Origin of the sequence: Paenibacillus sp. Root444D2 (assembly GCF_001426375.1) — a bacterium.
Taxonomy (GTDB): domain Bacteria; phylum Bacillota; class Bacilli; order Paenibacillales; family NBRC-103111; genus Paenibacillus_E.
In genome coordinates this window covers 846,667-863,459 of the sequence record NZ_LMEO01000045.1, presented here as the reverse complement: position 1 = coordinate 863,459, position 16,793 = coordinate 846,667, and the positions used below count along the sequence as shown (strand labels likewise).

The 16,793-nt window shown below is 43.7% G+C and carries 11 protein-coding genes; 9 read left to right on the top strand and 2 right to left on the bottom strand.

The window, feature by feature from the left end; translation table 11 throughout:
- The first annotated feature begins 315 nt into the window (after nt 1-315).
- The 6 genes from ASD40_RS25085 to ASD40_RS25060 all read left to right on the top strand — a co-directional run bounded on the left by ASD40_RS25085 (nt 316) and on the right by ASD40_RS25060 (nt 8,642).
- A complete protein-coding gene (locus tag ASD40_RS25085; protein ID WP_162251307.1) occupies nt 316-2,037 on the top strand; it encodes a histidine kinase in 1,722 nt (573 codons plus the stop codon).
- Complete coding sequence (locus tag ASD40_RS25080; protein ID WP_057305857.1) at nt 2,034-3,629, top strand: response regulator; 1,596 nt, start codon at nt 2,034-2,036, stop codon at nt 3,627-3,629. Before ASD40_RS25085 ends, ASD40_RS25080 begins: the two co-directional genes overlap by 4 nt.
- Nucleotides 3,630-3,748: 119 nt before the next feature.
- A complete protein-coding gene (locus tag ASD40_RS25075) occupies nt 3,749-5,098 on the top strand; it encodes an ABC transporter substrate-binding protein (protein ID WP_057305856.1) in 1,350 nt (449 codons plus the stop codon).
- Between the two features lie 437 nt (nt 5,099-5,535).
- Nucleotides 5,536-6,435 (top strand): carbohydrate ABC transporter permease, encoded by a 900-nt coding sequence (locus tag ASD40_RS25070; protein ID WP_057305855.1) that lies wholly within the window; start codon nt 5,536-5,538, stop codon nt 6,433-6,435.
- A gap of 27 nt (nt 6,436-6,462) precedes the next feature.
- Nucleotides 6,463-7,275, top strand: coding sequence for a carbohydrate ABC transporter permease (locus tag ASD40_RS25065; RefSeq protein WP_057306309.1), 813 nt, complete (start codon nt 6,463-6,465; stop codon nt 7,273-7,275).
- A 32-nt stretch (nt 7,276-7,307) separates the two neighbouring features.
- Nucleotides 7,308-8,642: an FAD-dependent oxidoreductase gene (locus ASD40_RS25060; protein ID WP_057305854.1), complete on the top strand. Its 1,335-nt coding sequence runs from the start codon at nt 7,308-7,310 to the stop codon at nt 8,640-8,642.
- Nucleotides 8,643-8,941: 299 nt separating this feature from the next.
- On the opposite strand, the gene ASD40_RS25055 is transcribed toward ASD40_RS25060, so the two are convergent.
- Together ASD40_RS25055 and ASD40_RS25050 are read right to left on the bottom strand one after the other, a co-directional pair.
- The gene (locus ASD40_RS25055; RefSeq protein WP_057305853.1) at nt 8,942-10,132 is read right to left on the bottom strand and encodes an MFS transporter; all 1,191 of its coding nucleotides are present in this window, start codon (nt 10,130-10,132) and stop codon (nt 8,942-8,944) included.
- Between the two features lie 119 nt (nt 10,133-10,251).
- Nucleotides 10,252-10,641 (bottom strand): MerR family transcriptional regulator, encoded by a 390-nt coding sequence (locus tag ASD40_RS25050; protein ID WP_057306308.1) that lies wholly within the window; start codon nt 10,639-10,641, stop codon nt 10,252-10,254.
- Between the two features lie 355 nt (nt 10,642-10,996).
- Between ASD40_RS25050 and ASD40_RS25045 the strand changes: the two genes are divergently transcribed.
- The 3 genes from ASD40_RS25045 (at nt 10,997) to ASD40_RS25035 (ending at nt 16,739) form a co-directional block, all read left to right on the top strand.
- Nucleotides 10,997-14,614 carry a golvesin C-terminal-like domain-containing protein gene (locus ASD40_RS25045; RefSeq protein ID WP_057305852.1) on the top strand — a complete coding sequence of 1,206 codons (3,618 nt, stop codon included), beginning with the start codon at nt 10,997-10,999 and terminating at the stop codon, nt 14,612-14,614.
- 304 nt (nt 14,615-14,918) lie between these two features.
- Nucleotides 14,919-15,863, top strand: a complete 945-nt coding sequence (locus ASD40_RS25040; RefSeq protein ID WP_057305851.1) for an ABC transporter permease — start codon at nt 14,919-14,921, stop codon at nt 15,861-15,863.
- 3 nt (nt 15,864-15,866) lie between these two features.
- The gene (locus ASD40_RS25035) at nt 15,867-16,739 is read left to right on the top strand and encodes a carbohydrate ABC transporter permease (RefSeq protein WP_057305850.1); all 873 of its coding nucleotides are present in this window, start codon (nt 15,867-15,869) and stop codon (nt 16,737-16,739) included.
- Nucleotides 16,740-16,793: the final 54 nt, after the last annotated feature.

Sequence of the window (16,793 nt, the reverse complement as noted above, 5' to 3'; positions counted from 1 at the left end):
CAAAGTGGGAGCCGAATTTCCTAATGTGACTTTTGGGACAGCCATCGAGTCGTTCTCGCCGAACAAAGGGACAAAGCTCGCGACTTTCGCCGCTTGCTGCATTAGAGTTGTTGGCTATTATGGAACCGTCAGATTTGGTGCCCTGCGAGGGACATTGATGGCTAACGGAGAAAATTAAATATAACCGTGCTTAAACATAAAATAGAACCTATTTATATAAGTAATGTAGGAGTTATAATACTAAATATATAAGTATTCATGGCAACCGTTCAGTGGACGGTTGCTATTGTACATTTGTTCCGAAGGGGAGAGAAAATGACAATGAACAAGAGGCAAATATTTTTCTCTTTGCGCCTGAAGTTTTTACTTGCATTTACGTTGTTTATTGTGGCTCCCATTTTATTTATGATGTATCTTTACTTCGTTCAATCAGACAAAATATTTATGAGACAAATGACCGACACACAAGCCCAGGTTCTAAAGCGGGTTACGGATCGAGCCGACGATATGCTGAATCGGACGTTAAATGTTTCGAATTTGCTCACGAACGACTATGATGTCTTGCAATTGCTAAGAAGTTCGGGGCAGTCGGATTTAGATGATTATCCTACCTACCAGAGGGTAATTGGTCTACAGAGCAAGATGGACAACCTGATCTCATATATTTTGGACAACCATGCCATTGTTGCGGTTTATGGATTTAATGGCAGCATCTATGCGACCAATCAAGACGAAGCGATTCTTAAAGTGATACCGGATTATGTGAAACAAGCCAGAGAAAGAAACGGTGCTCCAGCTTGGGACGTGAACCCTTCTCTGAGAGTAAAAGGGCTTGAGGGCAACCAAGAAGGGGGCTTTATTACCATGGCCCGGTTAATTAAAGGGGAGACGACAAAGGGGTATGGCTTAGTTTTTATCGCATTTCCAATCAAGGAAATGTTTCTCGTTTCTAATGGGTTAGAGAAGGATTCCCCTGCCCAATTCCTGATATCCGATAAAAACCGTTTGCTGTGGGGACAAAATGATTTGTGGAACAGGGCTGAATCGGGAGAGGAACGATCCACATTCCTACAAACCTTAAAAGCAACCGGCTGGCAATTGCAATGGATCCCCATGCAGGAACAATGGATGCAGCAGTTGAAAAACGTACGTTCCACAACGACGTGGAGTGTCATCGTTTTATTCGCATGTTTTCTTTTCATCTATGTCATCTTTACCCTTCGTTTGATGAAGCCTATTCGCTCGCTCGTGCAGGCAATGGGAAAAGCTGCATTCGGAAATTTCGAAAAGCCCGCTTTGGCAGGAGGAAACGATGAAATCGGGCTTCTGAGCCATCATTTCAACCGTATGCTGTCGAGCTTGAAGGAAATGGTTACGACTCTTCGAGAAGAGCAGCAGCTTAAAGAGGAAGCACGGTTTCATGCCCTGCAAGCTCAAATTTCTCCCCATTTCTTATTTAACGCACTCAATTCCATTAAGTGGCTGGCTGTATTTTCGGGCGCTAAAAACGTTGGGGATATGATTACATCCCTTGGTATTATGCTCAGCTACAGTATGAAGCAGGAGAGCGAAGTTGTCACACTGAGAGATGAGCTTGATTTTATACAACATTATTTTTCGCTGCAAAAAATTCGGTTTAACGATAATATAGAGATGTTGATTCATGTCGATGAAAGTCTATTGTCTGCTCGCATTCTTAAATTCACCCTTCAACCTATTGTGGAAAACAGCATCATCCATGGGAACCGTATGCCTCTGATCATCCGTATTACGGCTTATCATGAAGATGATTTGTTGTTTGTTACCGTTACAGATAATGGACAAGGGCTGTCTGAGAGAAAGCTTGCCGATGACGCTCTTGAGAAATCCGATCCCATAAGGCAAGGGAAATATAGTGGAATCGGACTTGAGAATGTTCAGAGTCGGATTCGCATGCATTTCGGGGAACCCTATGGGCTATTTATGCACAATGGCATGGATGCTGGAGCGGAGACGGTTATTAAGCTGCCTTGGAAGCGGATGGAGGATCCAGCATGACGAAGCTTTTATTAGTGGAAGATGAATTTCTGGTGAGGCTTGGACTCAAGACGTTTATTCCTTGGGAGGAATTTGGCTTTGAATTGATCGGCGAGGCAGTGGATGGATTGGATGCGCTTACCATTCTTTCTGAAAAGCCATGTGATCTCTTGATTACCGACATTTCCATGCCGAATATGGATGGTATCTCGCTGATGGAACGGGTGAAGGAATTATATCCTCACATCAAAATTTTAATTTTATCCAACTATAATGATTTTGGGTATGTAAGGCGAGCCTTGCAGCTTGGAGCTTCCGACTACATATTGAAGCTAACTATGCAGCCGGATGATCTTCAAACCAAGCTGCAGCAAATGCAAAAGGAAATCGAGAACGAACGTAAAAAGCAGGAGGAAATGTTACTGCTTAATCGGACTACGGTTCAATTTCGTCAAGAAATCACCATTGACAAGCATTTGCGTGATCTCCTGACCATGCAATACTCAAAGAAGGAAGCGGACGATCTCTCAGAGGAATATGCGAATCTACTTCCCCCATTTCCATGGACGGTTTCGATGATGAAAATTGACCGATACGAGTCTGTTGTCGATGAGAATCGCTTTAAGAGTGAAAAGCTGCTGCGTTTTTCCGTGATGAATATCCTTCGGGAAGTTATGCGCAAATATAAGGCAGGACACATTGTGGAAATGGATGGAGGGCGTTTCGGTATGATCTCCGGTATGGGGGCGGAGCCGATGCTTCAAGAGATGACAGAATGTATACAACGCTATCTCAAATTAGCTGTCTATTTCGGTACTTATGCCCCTGTTGAACGAGCATACGACCTGCATGAAGCATGCAAGTTTGCCGATGAAGCGCTTTTGGTGAGATTTTACAATAACTCGAGTCGTGTCATTCACTATAGGGAGCAAATGTTTACAAACCAAGCTTTACCTATTTCATCACAGGATGAATGGCTTGATATGATGGCTCGGCAAGACAAAGAAGCACTTCAGAATGCCATAAGAAATATGGCGGAGGCTTATTTAGAAGACGGAGTACCTAGACCTTATCCAGATTTGGCCAGAGAACGTTGGCTGCATATTGTCCATCTATTCGAGGTGTTCCTTCAACATAAAGGAGGAGACCTATATTCAATCGTGCCTTACGATGGGAAGTATCCTCATCATGTCGTGAGGCTATCTGAGTCCATACAAGAAATAAGCGACTGGTTGATTGGATGGATTTCAGTCTTCTTCGAGCATTTGCGCGCAAGCGCGATTCATCAGCCTCGCCCGGAAATTCAAGCCGTTCAAAGAATGATCGAAGAAAAGTACAGTACTTCCTTTAAAATGTCCGACTTGGCCAAAGAAGTTAATTTTACGGAACCGTATTTAAGCTCTTTATTCAAGAAAGAAACCGGCGAAACAATGATCGATTACATGATTCGTATACGAATGAAGAAAGCCAGGGAACTGCTCAAGGATTCCAATGTTAAAATTTATGAAGTTGCGGACGCGATAGGCTATTCGGACCCTAATTATTTCGCCAAGCTGTTCAAAAAAATTGAAGGCATATACCCGCAAGAATATCGGAAGCGCTATATTCATTAAAAGTAGATAAAACAAGACAGGTAAGATCTTAAATGAATTCATTACGCAGGAATGATCACTTTGCTATGCTAATGATGTTCCTAACGGATGAAAACAAGTAAGAGAGGGGTTTTACCAGTATGAACAAATCGATTTATTCCGCACTATCACTCACAATGGCATTTAGTTTGATGCTTTCCGGCTGTGCAAAAGGCGACAACCCATCAAGCTCATCTCCCGCTGCAGCAACGACTGCAAGCTCCGCAGTTCCCAAGAAAGCCGTCAAACTTAAGATGTGGGGCGGCATTCCAGAAGAAAGTGGACCCAAGGACGTGGTCACGAAGTGGAACAGCTTACATCCTGATATTCAAGTGGAGTATACACGTTACGTGAACGACGATAGCGGCAACACGAAGCTCGATACGGCACTTATTAGCAACTCCGATGCTCCAGACATCTTCTTCAGTTATGGAGAAACGAATTACAATCGCCGAGCGAATGCGGGCGTCACCTTTCCGTTGGATGATTTGATTAGCAAATATAAGCTTAATGTGGATGATATTATTGGCAAAGATAATGTCGTCCCGTATAAAGGGAAAACGCACTATCTACCGGCTATGAAGCTATTATCTTCCGTTATGATTAATCAAACGGCCTTGGAGAAAGCGGGAGAGAAGATTCCGGCTCAAGGATGGACATGGGATGACTACATGACTCTTGCCGAGAAGCTGCATACACCGGACCAGAAGGGCAGTTTTATCAAGGTTCCAGACGATAATATGGTGCGTTTTGCCATTCTTGAGAATAAGCCGGTGGATTCCTACTATACAGCGGATGGATTGTCAACCTTCGACAGTCCTGCCGTCAAGAAGGGCTTGGAATATCAAAAAGCGCTGCAGGACAAAGGATTATCGGTCAAGTGGCCAGAAATTATCGCCAACAAACTGCTTCCTCCAAACGAGCTTCTAACCGGTAAATCAGCCATGATTTTCGGAGGTACACATCTGCTAAGGAATGTAAAGGATACGAAAAGCTTCCCGCATGACTTCAAAACCATTTTTGCGCCAGTACCCCAGTTAGAGAAGGGCGGCAAAGTGAATACAGCAGGCTTCAACGACTTCATGTCGATTAACAATACGTCTTCGAACAAAGACGAAGCCTTTCAATTTATCTCGTGGTACCTAACCGAAGGGAATCTTCTCATGATTCCGGGTGGACGGTTGCCGTCTTCCAAGAAGATTGATGTAGATAAGGTGGCTGAGCTCATGGTTGGAGATGCAGGAAACCTAATTAACGTGGATTCTCTGAAATCTCTAATCAAAGGCGATTATACGTTCCCCGTTCAAACGATTTCCACCGCTTTACCGGAAATGACCAAAATCATTAATGAAGAAACAGAGAAATACGTCATGGGTGTGCAGCCCTTAGACAAAGCCATTCAGAATATGAAGACAAGAGCGGATCAAGCGATTAAGGCTGAAAAAAAATAAAGGTTGTGTTAGAAAAGGGACCTGACGGACTTCAATTTGAAGTCTGCCAGGTCCTTTTTCTTCATGCTGAGCCTAAATCCATATCCCCCAAACGATTCGAAACAGAAAATAAGGCAACTATGAGTGCTTATTTGTTCGAATTTCTGCTGTTTTGGAGGTATAAGTAAGCTACGAGTGCTTATTGTTCGTTCATACGCCAAGAAAGGAAGGAAATGGAGTAAATAAGCACGCTCTGTGGTCTTATCACGCGAAATGCTGAGATAGTTTGTGCAATAAGCACATCTAGCTTGCCTATTTATCTCCTGCTCCTATTTTTTAATTTGTTTTCCTACATCTTAAAATCAACGCTGTAACAACCTAAATCACGCCATTCCACTCTGATTCGCTACTGTTTATGATACGGGTATGGGTTGAATATAGCTAAATGAGGTGGCATCATGCGACGAGCGTCCAAACATAACATGAAGGAACAATTGGCGGGTTATTTGTTTATTTTGCCGAACTTTCTCGGCGTTTTTTTCTTCGTAATTCTACCTCTGCTTTTCAGTTTTATGCTGATTTTTGCAGATTGGGATTACTTAAAGGGCTTTGCTGGGCTGAGTTTCGCTGGACTAGGAAATCTTAAAAAATTAGTGAATGACGTTTACTTATGGCACGCACTCAAGAACAATTTTATTTTGACAGGCGTAACGGTGCCCAGTGCAATGGCGATAGGTTTGGTTGTAGCCGTATTGCTTAATCGACATGTTTATGCCAAGGGTTTATTACGAACTTTGTTTTTCCTTCCTTATGTCAGCAGTTTGGTTGCCGTTTCTGTAGTATGGAGCGTGCTTTACAATGCCCAGGATGGTCCCATCAATGCCTTCCTAAGATCACTAGGGGTGACCGATCCTCCCGGGTGGTTGGGGAGTACGGCGTGGGCATTGCCGGCTATCATCATTATGGTCGTTTGGACTTACATCGGATACACGATGGTGCTGTATATGGCGGGATTACAAGGGATTCCGAAAGATTTATATGAAGCGGCTTCGATTGACGGGGCCACAGGGATGAGGCAGTTTTTCAGTATCACAGTACCCATGCTGAAGCCAACTACCTTTTTGATTGCCATCACTCTTATTATCTCCACCTTCCAGGTTTTTGCTGTTGTGAATGTGATGACACAAGGCGGTCCAGTCAGTTCGACGATGGTTATTGCTTATCATATTTATCTCACTGCCTTCCAGAATTATAAAATGGGTTATGCGGCAGCGATGTCCTGGGTTTTGTTCGTCATCATATTTTCGATTACATTGATTCAATGGCGCAGCCAGAAGAAGTGGCAGCAGCATTTTTAATGGAGGAGTGGGTTTGTAGTGGTATCTATGCGAAAATTAAGCTTCACGCTTGTCATGTTGGTTTTGGGTGTAATGGTCTTGATCCCGTTTATCTGGATGATTTCTTCGTCTTTCAAAATCCAAGCTGATTTATTCAAATACCCGATCAATTGGATTCCCAAAAATCCGATTCTCTCGAACTATGAAGAGGTTTGGGGCGGCAAATATAAATTTGCTTTGTTTTACTGGAACTCGGCCAAAATCACCTTCTTTACAGTTGTCGGCTCCATCATCACCAGCTCCCTCGCTGGGTTCGCATTCGCCAAACTGAATTTTAAGGGAAGAGATTTTATCTTCCTTATGTACTTGGCTACAATGATCATTCCCGCTCAGGTGCTGCTTGTCCCTAGGTTTATCCTGTTCGATCGCATTGGCTTAGTTAACACCCATTGGGCCGTCATTTTACCGGGGATTTTTACCGTATTCGGAACGTTCCTGATGCGGCAATTTTTCAGTACAATTCCGAACGAGCTGCTTGAAGCGGCAAAAGTGGATGGAGCGGGATTCTTCCGGATCTATTGGCAAATTTGTTTGCCATTAACGAAGCCTGCCATTGTAACACTCCTCATACTTACTTTTACCTGGCACTGGAACGAATATGAGAATCCGTTGATCTTCTTGCGTTCAAGTGAATTGTTCACACTACCGATAGGTCTTTCCAGCTTTGTAGATGAATATGGTGCAAATTATTCCTTGATTATGGCCGCTTCGGTTTCGGCGCTGCTTCCTCTCATCACCGTCGTAGCCATTTTCCAAAGATTCTTTGTTGAAGGCATTGCCAGCAGCGGCCTGAAAGGGTAACAGCAGCGAAATTTAATAAAGGAGTGATATCCATGAATGATTTTACAAACGATTTTGATATTGTGATTGTTGGGGCAGGAGTAGGTGGCATTTGTGCCGCTTTAGCTGCTTCAAGATTAAAAAGCAAGGTGCTGCTTATTGAAAAAATGAGTGAGATTGGCGGCACAGGCGTCCATGCGGCTATTGCTTTAGTATGCAAGTTTCGTGATCATGATGGGAGATGTGTGAACACGGGGATTCATAAGGAATTATTCCCGCAGGCCTATCAGAATACGGGATTGACCTTTGACGAGGAAACGGTATCCAGCTATGACGAACAGGAATTAAAAGAAACCTATCATCGATTAATTCAAAAAGAGAAAAATCTGACCGTATGGACGGACTGCGAGGTGGACGCTGTACAGGTGGAAGATGGGAATATTCGTTCAGTGACGATCACTGGATCTAAGCAAACGCGTGTATTTGGTCGCGTGTTCCTGGACGGGACGGCTGACGGGAATTTATCTGCATTGGCAGGAGCTGAGTTTCAAAAGGGGCGAGACAAAGATGGAAAGATGCAGATGGCGACGGTTACTTTCAAACTCACCGGATTCGATACCTCTTTATTTAAAGTGAAAGATGTCACAAGTTGGGGCTGCTTTTTTTGGCTGGAAGAGACGCTCAAGCCCTATTATGTTGCGATGAAACAGAGAAAGAACAGCACGAATATGCGTCAGGGCGTATTAGCATTCCCTTATCCAGATGGGAAAGCATTCCTATTTAATTCGACTGCGATAAGCGATGTTGATCCCACCATTCCAGGATCCGTTGAACGTGCGTTTGAAATCGGCAAAGTTCAAGTGTATGAATTAGTTGAAGCGATCAGGGAGCACCCAGCTTTTCGGGATGCGAAGATTGAGACTATTTTTACGAAGCTAGGGGTACGTGAAGGCCGCAGAGTTATCGGAGATTACATGTTAACCGGGGAAGACTGTCTGCAAGTACGCAAGTTTGATGATATGGTGGCTGCTTGTGCTTATGATGTGGATGTCCATGATCCAGATGGAAATAAAAATCACCAAGAGTATATGACTATTTTGCCAAGTCCGGGGTATTATCATATTCCTTATCGCAGCCTTATCGCTAAAGGATTTGGCAATCTGCTATTAAGTTCGAGATGTATTAGCGGAACATTTGAGGCTCACGCTTCTTACCGTGTGATGTCAGGAATTAGTGCCATCGGCGAAGCAGCAGGAACCGCCGCAGCTTTAACTGTCAAGTCTGGCTTCAGCGATGTTCGGATGGTTCCTGCCGAAGAGATACGTTATATTCTGCAAACCCGGGGCCAATTCGTAGAAGGTCCTGTTAAGGAAATACATGTTGTGTAGGTAAAACGTATTGCGTCAAGAATTGTAGGCGGCCAATTTCGCTACAAGGCAGTCAGACGAAGTGGTGAACAATTCAGATCCTGCTATTCGGAATATGCGCACTCTAGTGAGGCGAACGTTCCCGCTCGTTGCCTATCGGAAACAACTGCTTCTGAAGTGAAACGCTTGTTTGTCAAAATCTTTTAACTTATTATGTCGATTCAGAAAGGTTACCAAAACGAAAATGCGCTGGCAGTTGTGAGAGTCCATCTGATAAGCGGCGAGCCCAGCGGGATCGGACACTTTGAGGTAGCCAGCGTTCATTCGTTGCTGGTGATATTCTTTGCTAGTAAAATTTTATCCCGTTTCGGATCAAAAAGCCTGATTTTTAATCCAATGCAGATGAAAGCAAGCATCAGAAACAATACACCGCTCCATATAATCTGATGCGTTCCCATCTGGGATAGAAACCACCCCCCCGAGGTGGTACCTAATGAGACACCTAGATTTCCAAAAGATACAAACAAGCTATTTGCAAACTCAGGCGCTTCTGAGGCCTCAGAGGTTAGCCAAGTCTGGCTTATTATGAGACCGCTTGTGAAAACAGCTCCCCATACAATGATAATAACAATCATCGGAATCGTGTAGGTTCCCGCATAAAATATCAATAAATAGATCATTCCCAATACCAAAGGATAAAAAATGGTAGTTTTAACGATGCTTTTACTTAATAGCTTACCAGTTTGTAGATTGCCGTAAACACCACTTGCTCCAAATAGAATTAACATGACACTTATCGTTGTACCCTTCATGTTTGTCACTTTCCCTAGATATTCTGCAAAATAGCTGTATACGGCGAATAAAGCTGCCATAATCAAACATGCAGTTGCAATATTAAACCATAATTGGGGTTTTACTAAAACTTTCAATTGTTTCCCATAGGACATTTTTTCTTTTACTGGCATGGAGGGGATCCAACTTAAAATACTCATACATGTAATAGCATTGATAACTGCTGAGAATAGAAATGATGATTCAAGAGAAAATTGATTTCCAATAAATGAAGTGATCGGAATTCCTAAGACCATTCCTACAGTCACGCCAGTAAATACTTTGGCGACTGCTTTGGTACTTTGATCTTTTGGGACAGAACTCGCAGCCGCCGTAAAAGCGACCGAAAAATAAACGGGATGAAGAAAAGCAGGTAGAATTCGAAAAAGTAATAGAACCGTGTAGTTGGGGGCAAATGCTGAGCCAAGATTTGATATTGCAAAAATAGCAAGTACTCCAGCCAAGATATTTTTGCGATTTACCCCTGAGAATAATAAAGTCATAAATGGACCGAAAATGGCAATGACGAGAGCGAACAGACTTACAAGTAATCCTGCTTGCGAAACACTGATTCGGAAGTGCTGAGTAATCTGTGGTAAAGTACCCACAACGCCAAGTTCGGTATTAATTATTCCAAATATGCCGATGGCGATGATAGAGGAAATATATGACTTTTTCATAGAATTAGAATTCTCCTTAGTTTCAATGAATGAACAATAAAATGCATGTAAGGGATAAAATGTATTTCATGAATTGGCGACAAACAATACCCAATGATTGATGGGTATTAGGGTCAGACTCATTCTGTTATGTTAAGCATGTAATTTTTCTCCATCTCCTTATAAGTCACGATCTTATCTGCAAGCAAATTTAAATTTTGGTTAAGCTCAATCATATGTAGTTGAACTTCTTTGTAGTGCTCCTCGAGAAGAATTCTCCTTTCAGTTAAAGTTGAATCGCCTCGCCACCTTAGCTCGGCGATTTCGAGCATTTTGTTGATTGGCATTCCTGTGGCTTTCAGTCGATTCAAAAACTCAATCCAGATAATGTCTACTTTTGAGTAACAGCGGTAACCATTTTTATTGCGATGGATTGAGCTAAGAAGACCAATATTTTCGTAATAACGCAACGTGTGAACACTAAGACCTGTAATGTCAGCAACCTGTCGAATTGTTAATAACTTTTCCATAACAACAGTATATACTTTCGAGTTCACTCTAAAGCAAGTAATTTTAATTTTATGCATCCTAACGTATACGATCCGCGAGTAAGATTGTGGCGGAAAATGAAATGGGGCGTATCATCGGTGCTCAAAAACGTGGGTGCGGAAGCATCAAATTTAATTGCTGAGGTAGAGGGGAAAGAGATTAAAAATGTCCTTGAACAAATTAAAAGAGTCCGTATACAGTATTTTTCCATCTACTTATAATTTAAATCGTAAACGGTTTCAATCTATGCTAGAGATTGGGGGAACATCGGGAATATAGCATCGGTATCGAATGATTTTAAAACATTTATTTACATTTGAAGGGAGAAGTCACGCTATGAAACAATTGCTTGGTCGTTTATGTTCTTCAATTCTTGTGTTTTCTCTACTAGCAACTTATGGGTTCACCCTTATTTCGGGAAACCAAGTTGCTTATGCGGCAGCATTAACCATTGAGCAAAACACAATAGGGAACATTTTCTATGAAAATGACACCAAGAGCTTCCAAATCCATACAGATGGGGACTCGATTGATTGGGTTTATTCCGATTATTGGAATAACACCGTACAGTCCGGAAGCCAAGCCGTAAGTGACGGAACGACCCTGCTAACCGTTAATCCCGGTAAAAATGGATGGTTCAACTTAGTGATTACAGCCAAGCAGAACGGGAACGTTATTGCCTCCAAAGATACTTCGTTCGCGGTCGTCTCGAATTTCGATCTGAGCCAAGTGGCGGATTCGCATTTTTCCGTACAAACACATGCTGCACGAACCGACTTAATTGCTCAAGACTCCGCAGCCCTGATCCCGATTGCCAAAAAAATGGGGGTTAAGTATGTCAGGGATGCCTTGCGGTGGGGGGACATCGAGGATACGACGAAGGGGGTTTATAGCTTTAAATCCTTCCATGACGATTTCATGTCGCGTGTAGCGGGGAACGATCTCAAGCCCTATTTAACTCTGGCGTTATATAATAATTTATACGATGGGGGAAATGCACCGACAAGTTTGGAGGGAAGGACGGCATTTGCTGAATATGGCAAGCAAGTATTGAGCAGGTATCCCCAGATCGGTCAGGTGGAAATTTGGAACGAGCCGGACATTCCTTCGTTCGGGAAGGGACTTAGCACTGAGGCAGAGAAAGCGGATTTTTACTTCAATTTGTTAAAAACCTCCTACGAACAAATTCATCCCCTTTTTCCGAATGTGAAAATAACCGGATTTGTATTTGGCGAATTGGGTTCAGATGCATTTTTGGAAGCGCTTTACCAAAAGGGTGCGCTGAATTATATGGATGAGTATTCGTTTCATTCGTATACGAGGAATCCAGAGGATTTCGTTAAAGATATCAACAGGCACAAAAATATAATGAAAACCTATAACAATAATCAAACCATCCCTATCAATCTTTCGGAGACAGGATTTAGTAACTTCAATTTCGACGAGCATGTCCAAGCCAACTATGTGGCTCGAAGAATTGTCACTGCTTTGGCAAATGGTATCCAAAAAATCAATATCTATAATTTGCAAAATAAATCTACAGTTCCGAATGAATTTGAGGGAACGTTCGGTTTGATTCGGAATCCTGACGATGTCAAAGGGGCCTATGTTCCTAAGCCGGCCTATGCCGCTTATGCGACTATGACCCGTGAATTAACGGGAGCGGATTTCCAAACCACGGAGGATGTTGGACCTGGCGTTTATAGTCATAAGTTTCATACAGCAGCGGAGGATATTCGGGTCATGTACGCTCCTGCGGGAGCCGACCTCAAGCTGTATACTCACAGCAGCCTTCATGTCACGGACATCATGGGGAATACGGTGGCATATACGCCAACGAATGGTTATGTACGGCTGCGGCTGGATGAGAATCCGCTTTATGTAAAAGGTGAGTTGGAGGCTCCTTATATCGAAGAGATTCCGCCGACGAGTACCAATCCGATCACTCTATATAGTGGTTACAGCATGGGAGGCTATGTGGAAGTCAATGGACCGCTTGGCACGGCTACTAATAAATGGGTAACCTCTACCGTGCTCAAAGGCTACAACGGCGGTATTTCGCGAGCGATTACGAACCCAACGGGCGCAACGGCCAAATGGACACCGAATGTGTCCGCGTCCGGACGCTATCGGGTTTCAGCGTATCTCCCTGGAACGCCCGCCACTCCGGTGAATACCACCAAGATGGCTGCTTATTCGATCTACATCAACGGAGTAAAACAGGAGACGAAAGTTGTTGATCAATTCTCTCTGCAGGGATCATGGCAGGTATTGGGTACCTATGAGTTTCCAAGGGGAACAAGCAGCTATATCCTGCTCGAAGACACAAGCCTAGCTCACGATCGACCTCTTAGGGCAGATGTCATCAAGCTAGAGGCTATACCGCCGACAGGAATTGCTCTGGATACCGACTCCTTGGATTTACGGGTTGGAGATAATTATTCCTTCACGGCTGTGTTTACGCCTGCTGAGGCCACTGACCAGTCGCTAATTTGGAGCAGTTCGAACAGTCAAGTCGTGACTGTCGATGCCGAGGGGCATGCGAATGCGACCGGGGTCGGGGAGGCAGTGATTCGAGCCACGAATCCGCTAACTTCCCTTTATGCCGAAGCGAAGATCCAGGTAACGATGCCCGTCATACAGCAGGTTACGATTTATAATAGTTATGGCACAAATGGGGGATACACGGAAGTCAACGGACCACTAGGAATCGCTACGAATAAGTGGGTGACTTCCACGGTTCTCCAAGGTTATAACGGCGGTATCTCGCGAGCGATTACGAACCCAACAGGCGCATCGGCCAAATGGACGCCGACAATCACCCAGCCCGGACGATATAGGGTATCGGTTTATTTGCCAGGAACGCCCGCGACTCCGGCGTATACGACCAAAGCTGCCGAATACTCGATTTATACGGATGGCGTAAAGAGCGATTCTAAGATCGTTGATCAATCTACATTACAAGGTTCATGGCAGGTATTGGGCATCTATGATTTGCCGCGAGGAAGTGCCAGCTACATCACGGTCGAGGATGCGAATCCAGCTCATGACAGACCGCTTCGTGCGGATGTGGTCAAGTTCGAGTTCATCCCCCCTACGGGCATCAGCTTGGATAGCCAAGCGCTTGATTTTCAAGTAGGAGATACGCATTTATTTACGGCGGGGATAACTCCGAACGATGCAACGGATCAAAATCTGCTTTGGAGCAGCACGAATAGCGACGTGGCAGCCATTGATGCCCAAGGACAGCTGCATGCTCTGGCTGTTGGCAGCGCAGTGATCCGTGTCACGAATCCATTGACGTCTCTTCATGCCGAGACTGAGGTGAAAGTAACGCCTAATGACAAGACAGCACCCGTAAGTGTTGCAACTGTAAGCCCGGCAGCACATAACGGCAGTTACGGATGGTATACGTCGGATGTTACGGTAAGCATGTCTGTATATGACAATTTATCCGGCGTGGCGAAAACAGAATACCAAGTGAATAATGGGGGTTGGATCACCTATACGGATTCCATTCCTGCCTTCGGTGAAGGGATATACAAGGTCGATTATCGCAGTACGGATCAAGCAGGCAATGTAGAGCAAATCCAAACTATCGAGTTTAAAATTGACAAGACGGCACCGTTACTAACTGTTCAATTAGATAAAACATCCATTTGGCCTGCGAATCATAAAATGGTCGTTATAAATGCTGCACTTCATTCGAGTGATGCTATATCAGGCGTTGAATCAGTGGTGTTAACCTCTATTACAAGCAATGAACCAGATAGTGGTCAAGGTGACATGGAGGCAAATATCGGTACAGCGGCCACTTCATTTCGGTTGCGTGCTGAAAGATTAGGGGTTGGATACGGACGTATCTATACCATTACCTATACGGTTACCGATAAAGCGGGCAACAAAACGGATACTTCGGTAACTGTCACAGTGCCTCATGATCAATCGACTTAGTAAGCCATGAAAACTCATCTAACTTTGTAAACGTTCAATTTGCATTTCGATTTCTTGTAAGGCCATAAAGAATAAGGCTAATTGTCTGGCTTGTTTTACCTCATCCCTAGTAACATTAACAAAGGACTCTCCTTGTACAGTGATGTACAGGAGGGTCCTTTTATTTATCATTTGTAATTGGATCATCGTATGAGGTACAAGTATAAAGTGAAATCGGTTAAGAAATAGATATTCTAGGCAACGTAATCGGCATGGGCAGTCTGTATAATGAGGTCAAATGCAGTTCTAACATGTGGAGGTAATTATGAGGAATGCCCAGACAGCAGCTACAGCTACTACCATTCAGTCTAGGAAGCAACCGTGGAAACTAGCCCATCTTCCATTTTATTTAATGATTGTACCTGGATTACTTTACTTCTTAATTTTTAAATATATCCCTATGCTGGGTCTCCTCATTTCGTTTCAGCGGTATGATCCGTTTGTTGGCATATGGAAGAGCAAATGGGTGGGTTTTGACAATTATGTGCGATTATTTACAGAGCAAGATTTTCCGTTGCTGATCAAAAATACGTTTTACTTTGCAGGGATGGATATTTTCTTTTTCTTTCCTGCACCGATTCTTCTGGCCCTTCTGCTGAATGAAGCGAGATTGAAAACAGTCAGAAACGTTGTGCAGACCATTATGTATGCCCCGCATTTCATATCATGGGTTGTTATTGTTTCTATAACGACGACATTGTTTTCCTCACAAGATGGCGTTATCAATCAGTGGCTGATGTCAGCAGGCTTCGGAAAGATCGAGCTGTTCACGAAGGCGGAGTGGCTTCGACCGATGTGGCTGCTGCAAAATATATGGCAAGGGATGGGCTGGGGGTCCATTTTATATTTGGCCACGATGGCCTCCATTGATCCTTCCTTATATGAAGCGGCAAAGGTAGACGGCGCGGGCCGTTTCCGTCAGATTTGGCATATCACCCTGCCGGGGATTCGATACGTCGTCATTGTACTTTTCATTTTGCGGCTGGGCAATTTCATGGACATTGGCTTTGAGCATATTTTTCTGCTGCAGAATCCGCTTAATGTTCATGTCTCTGACGTATTTGATACTTACGTATATCGTACCGGTATTCTTCAACGCGATTATAGTTATTCGGCCGTGGTAGGAATGTTCAAATCCATTGTAGGACTTACGCTTGTACTTGGTGCCAATAAACTGGCACGCAAGCTGGGAGAGGAAGGGGTGTACTAGCGAATGAAAGCAGATCAGTCCCTGAAAGACAACGTGTTTAATACGTGTGTAATTCTTATTCTTCTGTGTTTGGCATTGATCGTTGTCGTGCCATTCTTGTTTACCTTTTTTAGTTCTTTTGCCACGAGTAAAGAATTGCTGCTTAAAGGTGTTGTGCTTTGGCCCAAAGAGTGGACATTGGAAGCGTATAGATTTCTTTTGGATAATGACCAATTCACGCGTGCATTTAAGAATGCCGTTTATCTGACCGTGGTAGGCACAACGATAAATATGACGCTGTCGATCCTGATGGCGTACGGCTTGTCCCAGCCGGGTGTCAAAGGCAGAACAACCATCAATTTCATGGTATTATTCACGATGCTATTCCATGGAGGCATGATCCCTACTTATTTGGTTGTGAATAAACTCGGATTGATCAATTCCTATTGGTCGATTTGGCTTGTCAATGCGATAGCTCCCTTCAACATGATTGTCATGCGCAGCTTCTTTCAGACGCTGCCAAACGAAATGAAAGAATCTGCCCGTATCGATGGTTGCGGTGAGTTTAAAATTCTTTGGCGGATTATATTGCCTATCTCGCTGCCGGTGTTGGTAACCTTTACGTTATTCTATACCGTGGCCAACTGGAATACCTACTTCCAAGCGGTATTGTATCTAAACAATGCGAATTCGTATCCGCTGCAGGTTTTCCTTCGTCAGGTACTCATTGTAAATACTTCTGAACTGGGACTCGCTGTTACGGAAAATGGATATGCGTATACACCTGCTGTCCGGCATGCCGCAATCCTGCTGGCAGCTATGCCGCTGATTCTGGTATACCCTTTTATGCAAAAATATTTCAGCAAGGGAATGATGATGGGTTCTGTCAAAGGATAGTTATTGAAACAATATCCACTATTAAAGCGCGCCCTTATATAGTATGTTTGAACT

Bases quoted from the DNA above. Each gene is read 5' to 3' on its own strand.
- ASD40_RS25085 (WP_162251307.1), top strand. From the start codon at position 316: ATGACAATGAACAAGAGGCAAATATTTTTCTCTTTGCGCCTGAAGTTT.
- ASD40_RS25035 (WP_057305850.1), top strand. From the start codon at position 15,867: ATGAAAGCAGATCAGTCCCTGAAAGACAACGTGTTTAATACGTGTGTA.
- ASD40_RS25060 (WP_057305854.1), top strand. From the start codon at position 7,308: ATGAATGATTTTACAAACGATTTTGATATTGTGATTGTTGGGGCAGGA.
- ASD40_RS25055 (WP_057305853.1), bottom strand. From the start codon at position 10,132: ATGAAAAAGTCATATATTTCCTCTATCATCGCCATCGGCATATTTGGA.
- ASD40_RS25045 (WP_057305852.1), top strand. From the start codon at position 10,997: ATGAAACAATTGCTTGGTCGTTTATGTTCTTCAATTCTTGTGTTTTCT.
- ASD40_RS25050 (WP_057306308.1), bottom strand. From the start codon at position 10,641: ATGGAAAAGTTATTAACAATTCGACAGGTTGCTGACATTACAGGTCTT.
- ASD40_RS25080 (WP_057305857.1), top strand. From the start codon at position 2,034: ATGACGAAGCTTTTATTAGTGGAAGATGAATTTCTGGTGAGGCTTGGA.
- ASD40_RS25075 (WP_057305856.1), top strand. From the start codon at position 3,749: ATGAACAAATCGATTTATTCCGCACTATCACTCACAATGGCATTTAGT.
- ASD40_RS25065 (WP_057306309.1), top strand. From the start codon at position 6,463: ATGCGAAAATTAAGCTTCACGCTTGTCATGTTGGTTTTGGGTGTAATG.
- ASD40_RS25070 (WP_057305855.1), top strand. From the start codon at position 5,536: ATGCGACGAGCGTCCAAACATAACATGAAGGAACAATTGGCGGGTTAT.
- ASD40_RS25040 (WP_057305851.1), top strand. From the start codon at position 14,919: ATGAGGAATGCCCAGACAGCAGCTACAGCTACTACCATTCAGTCTAGG.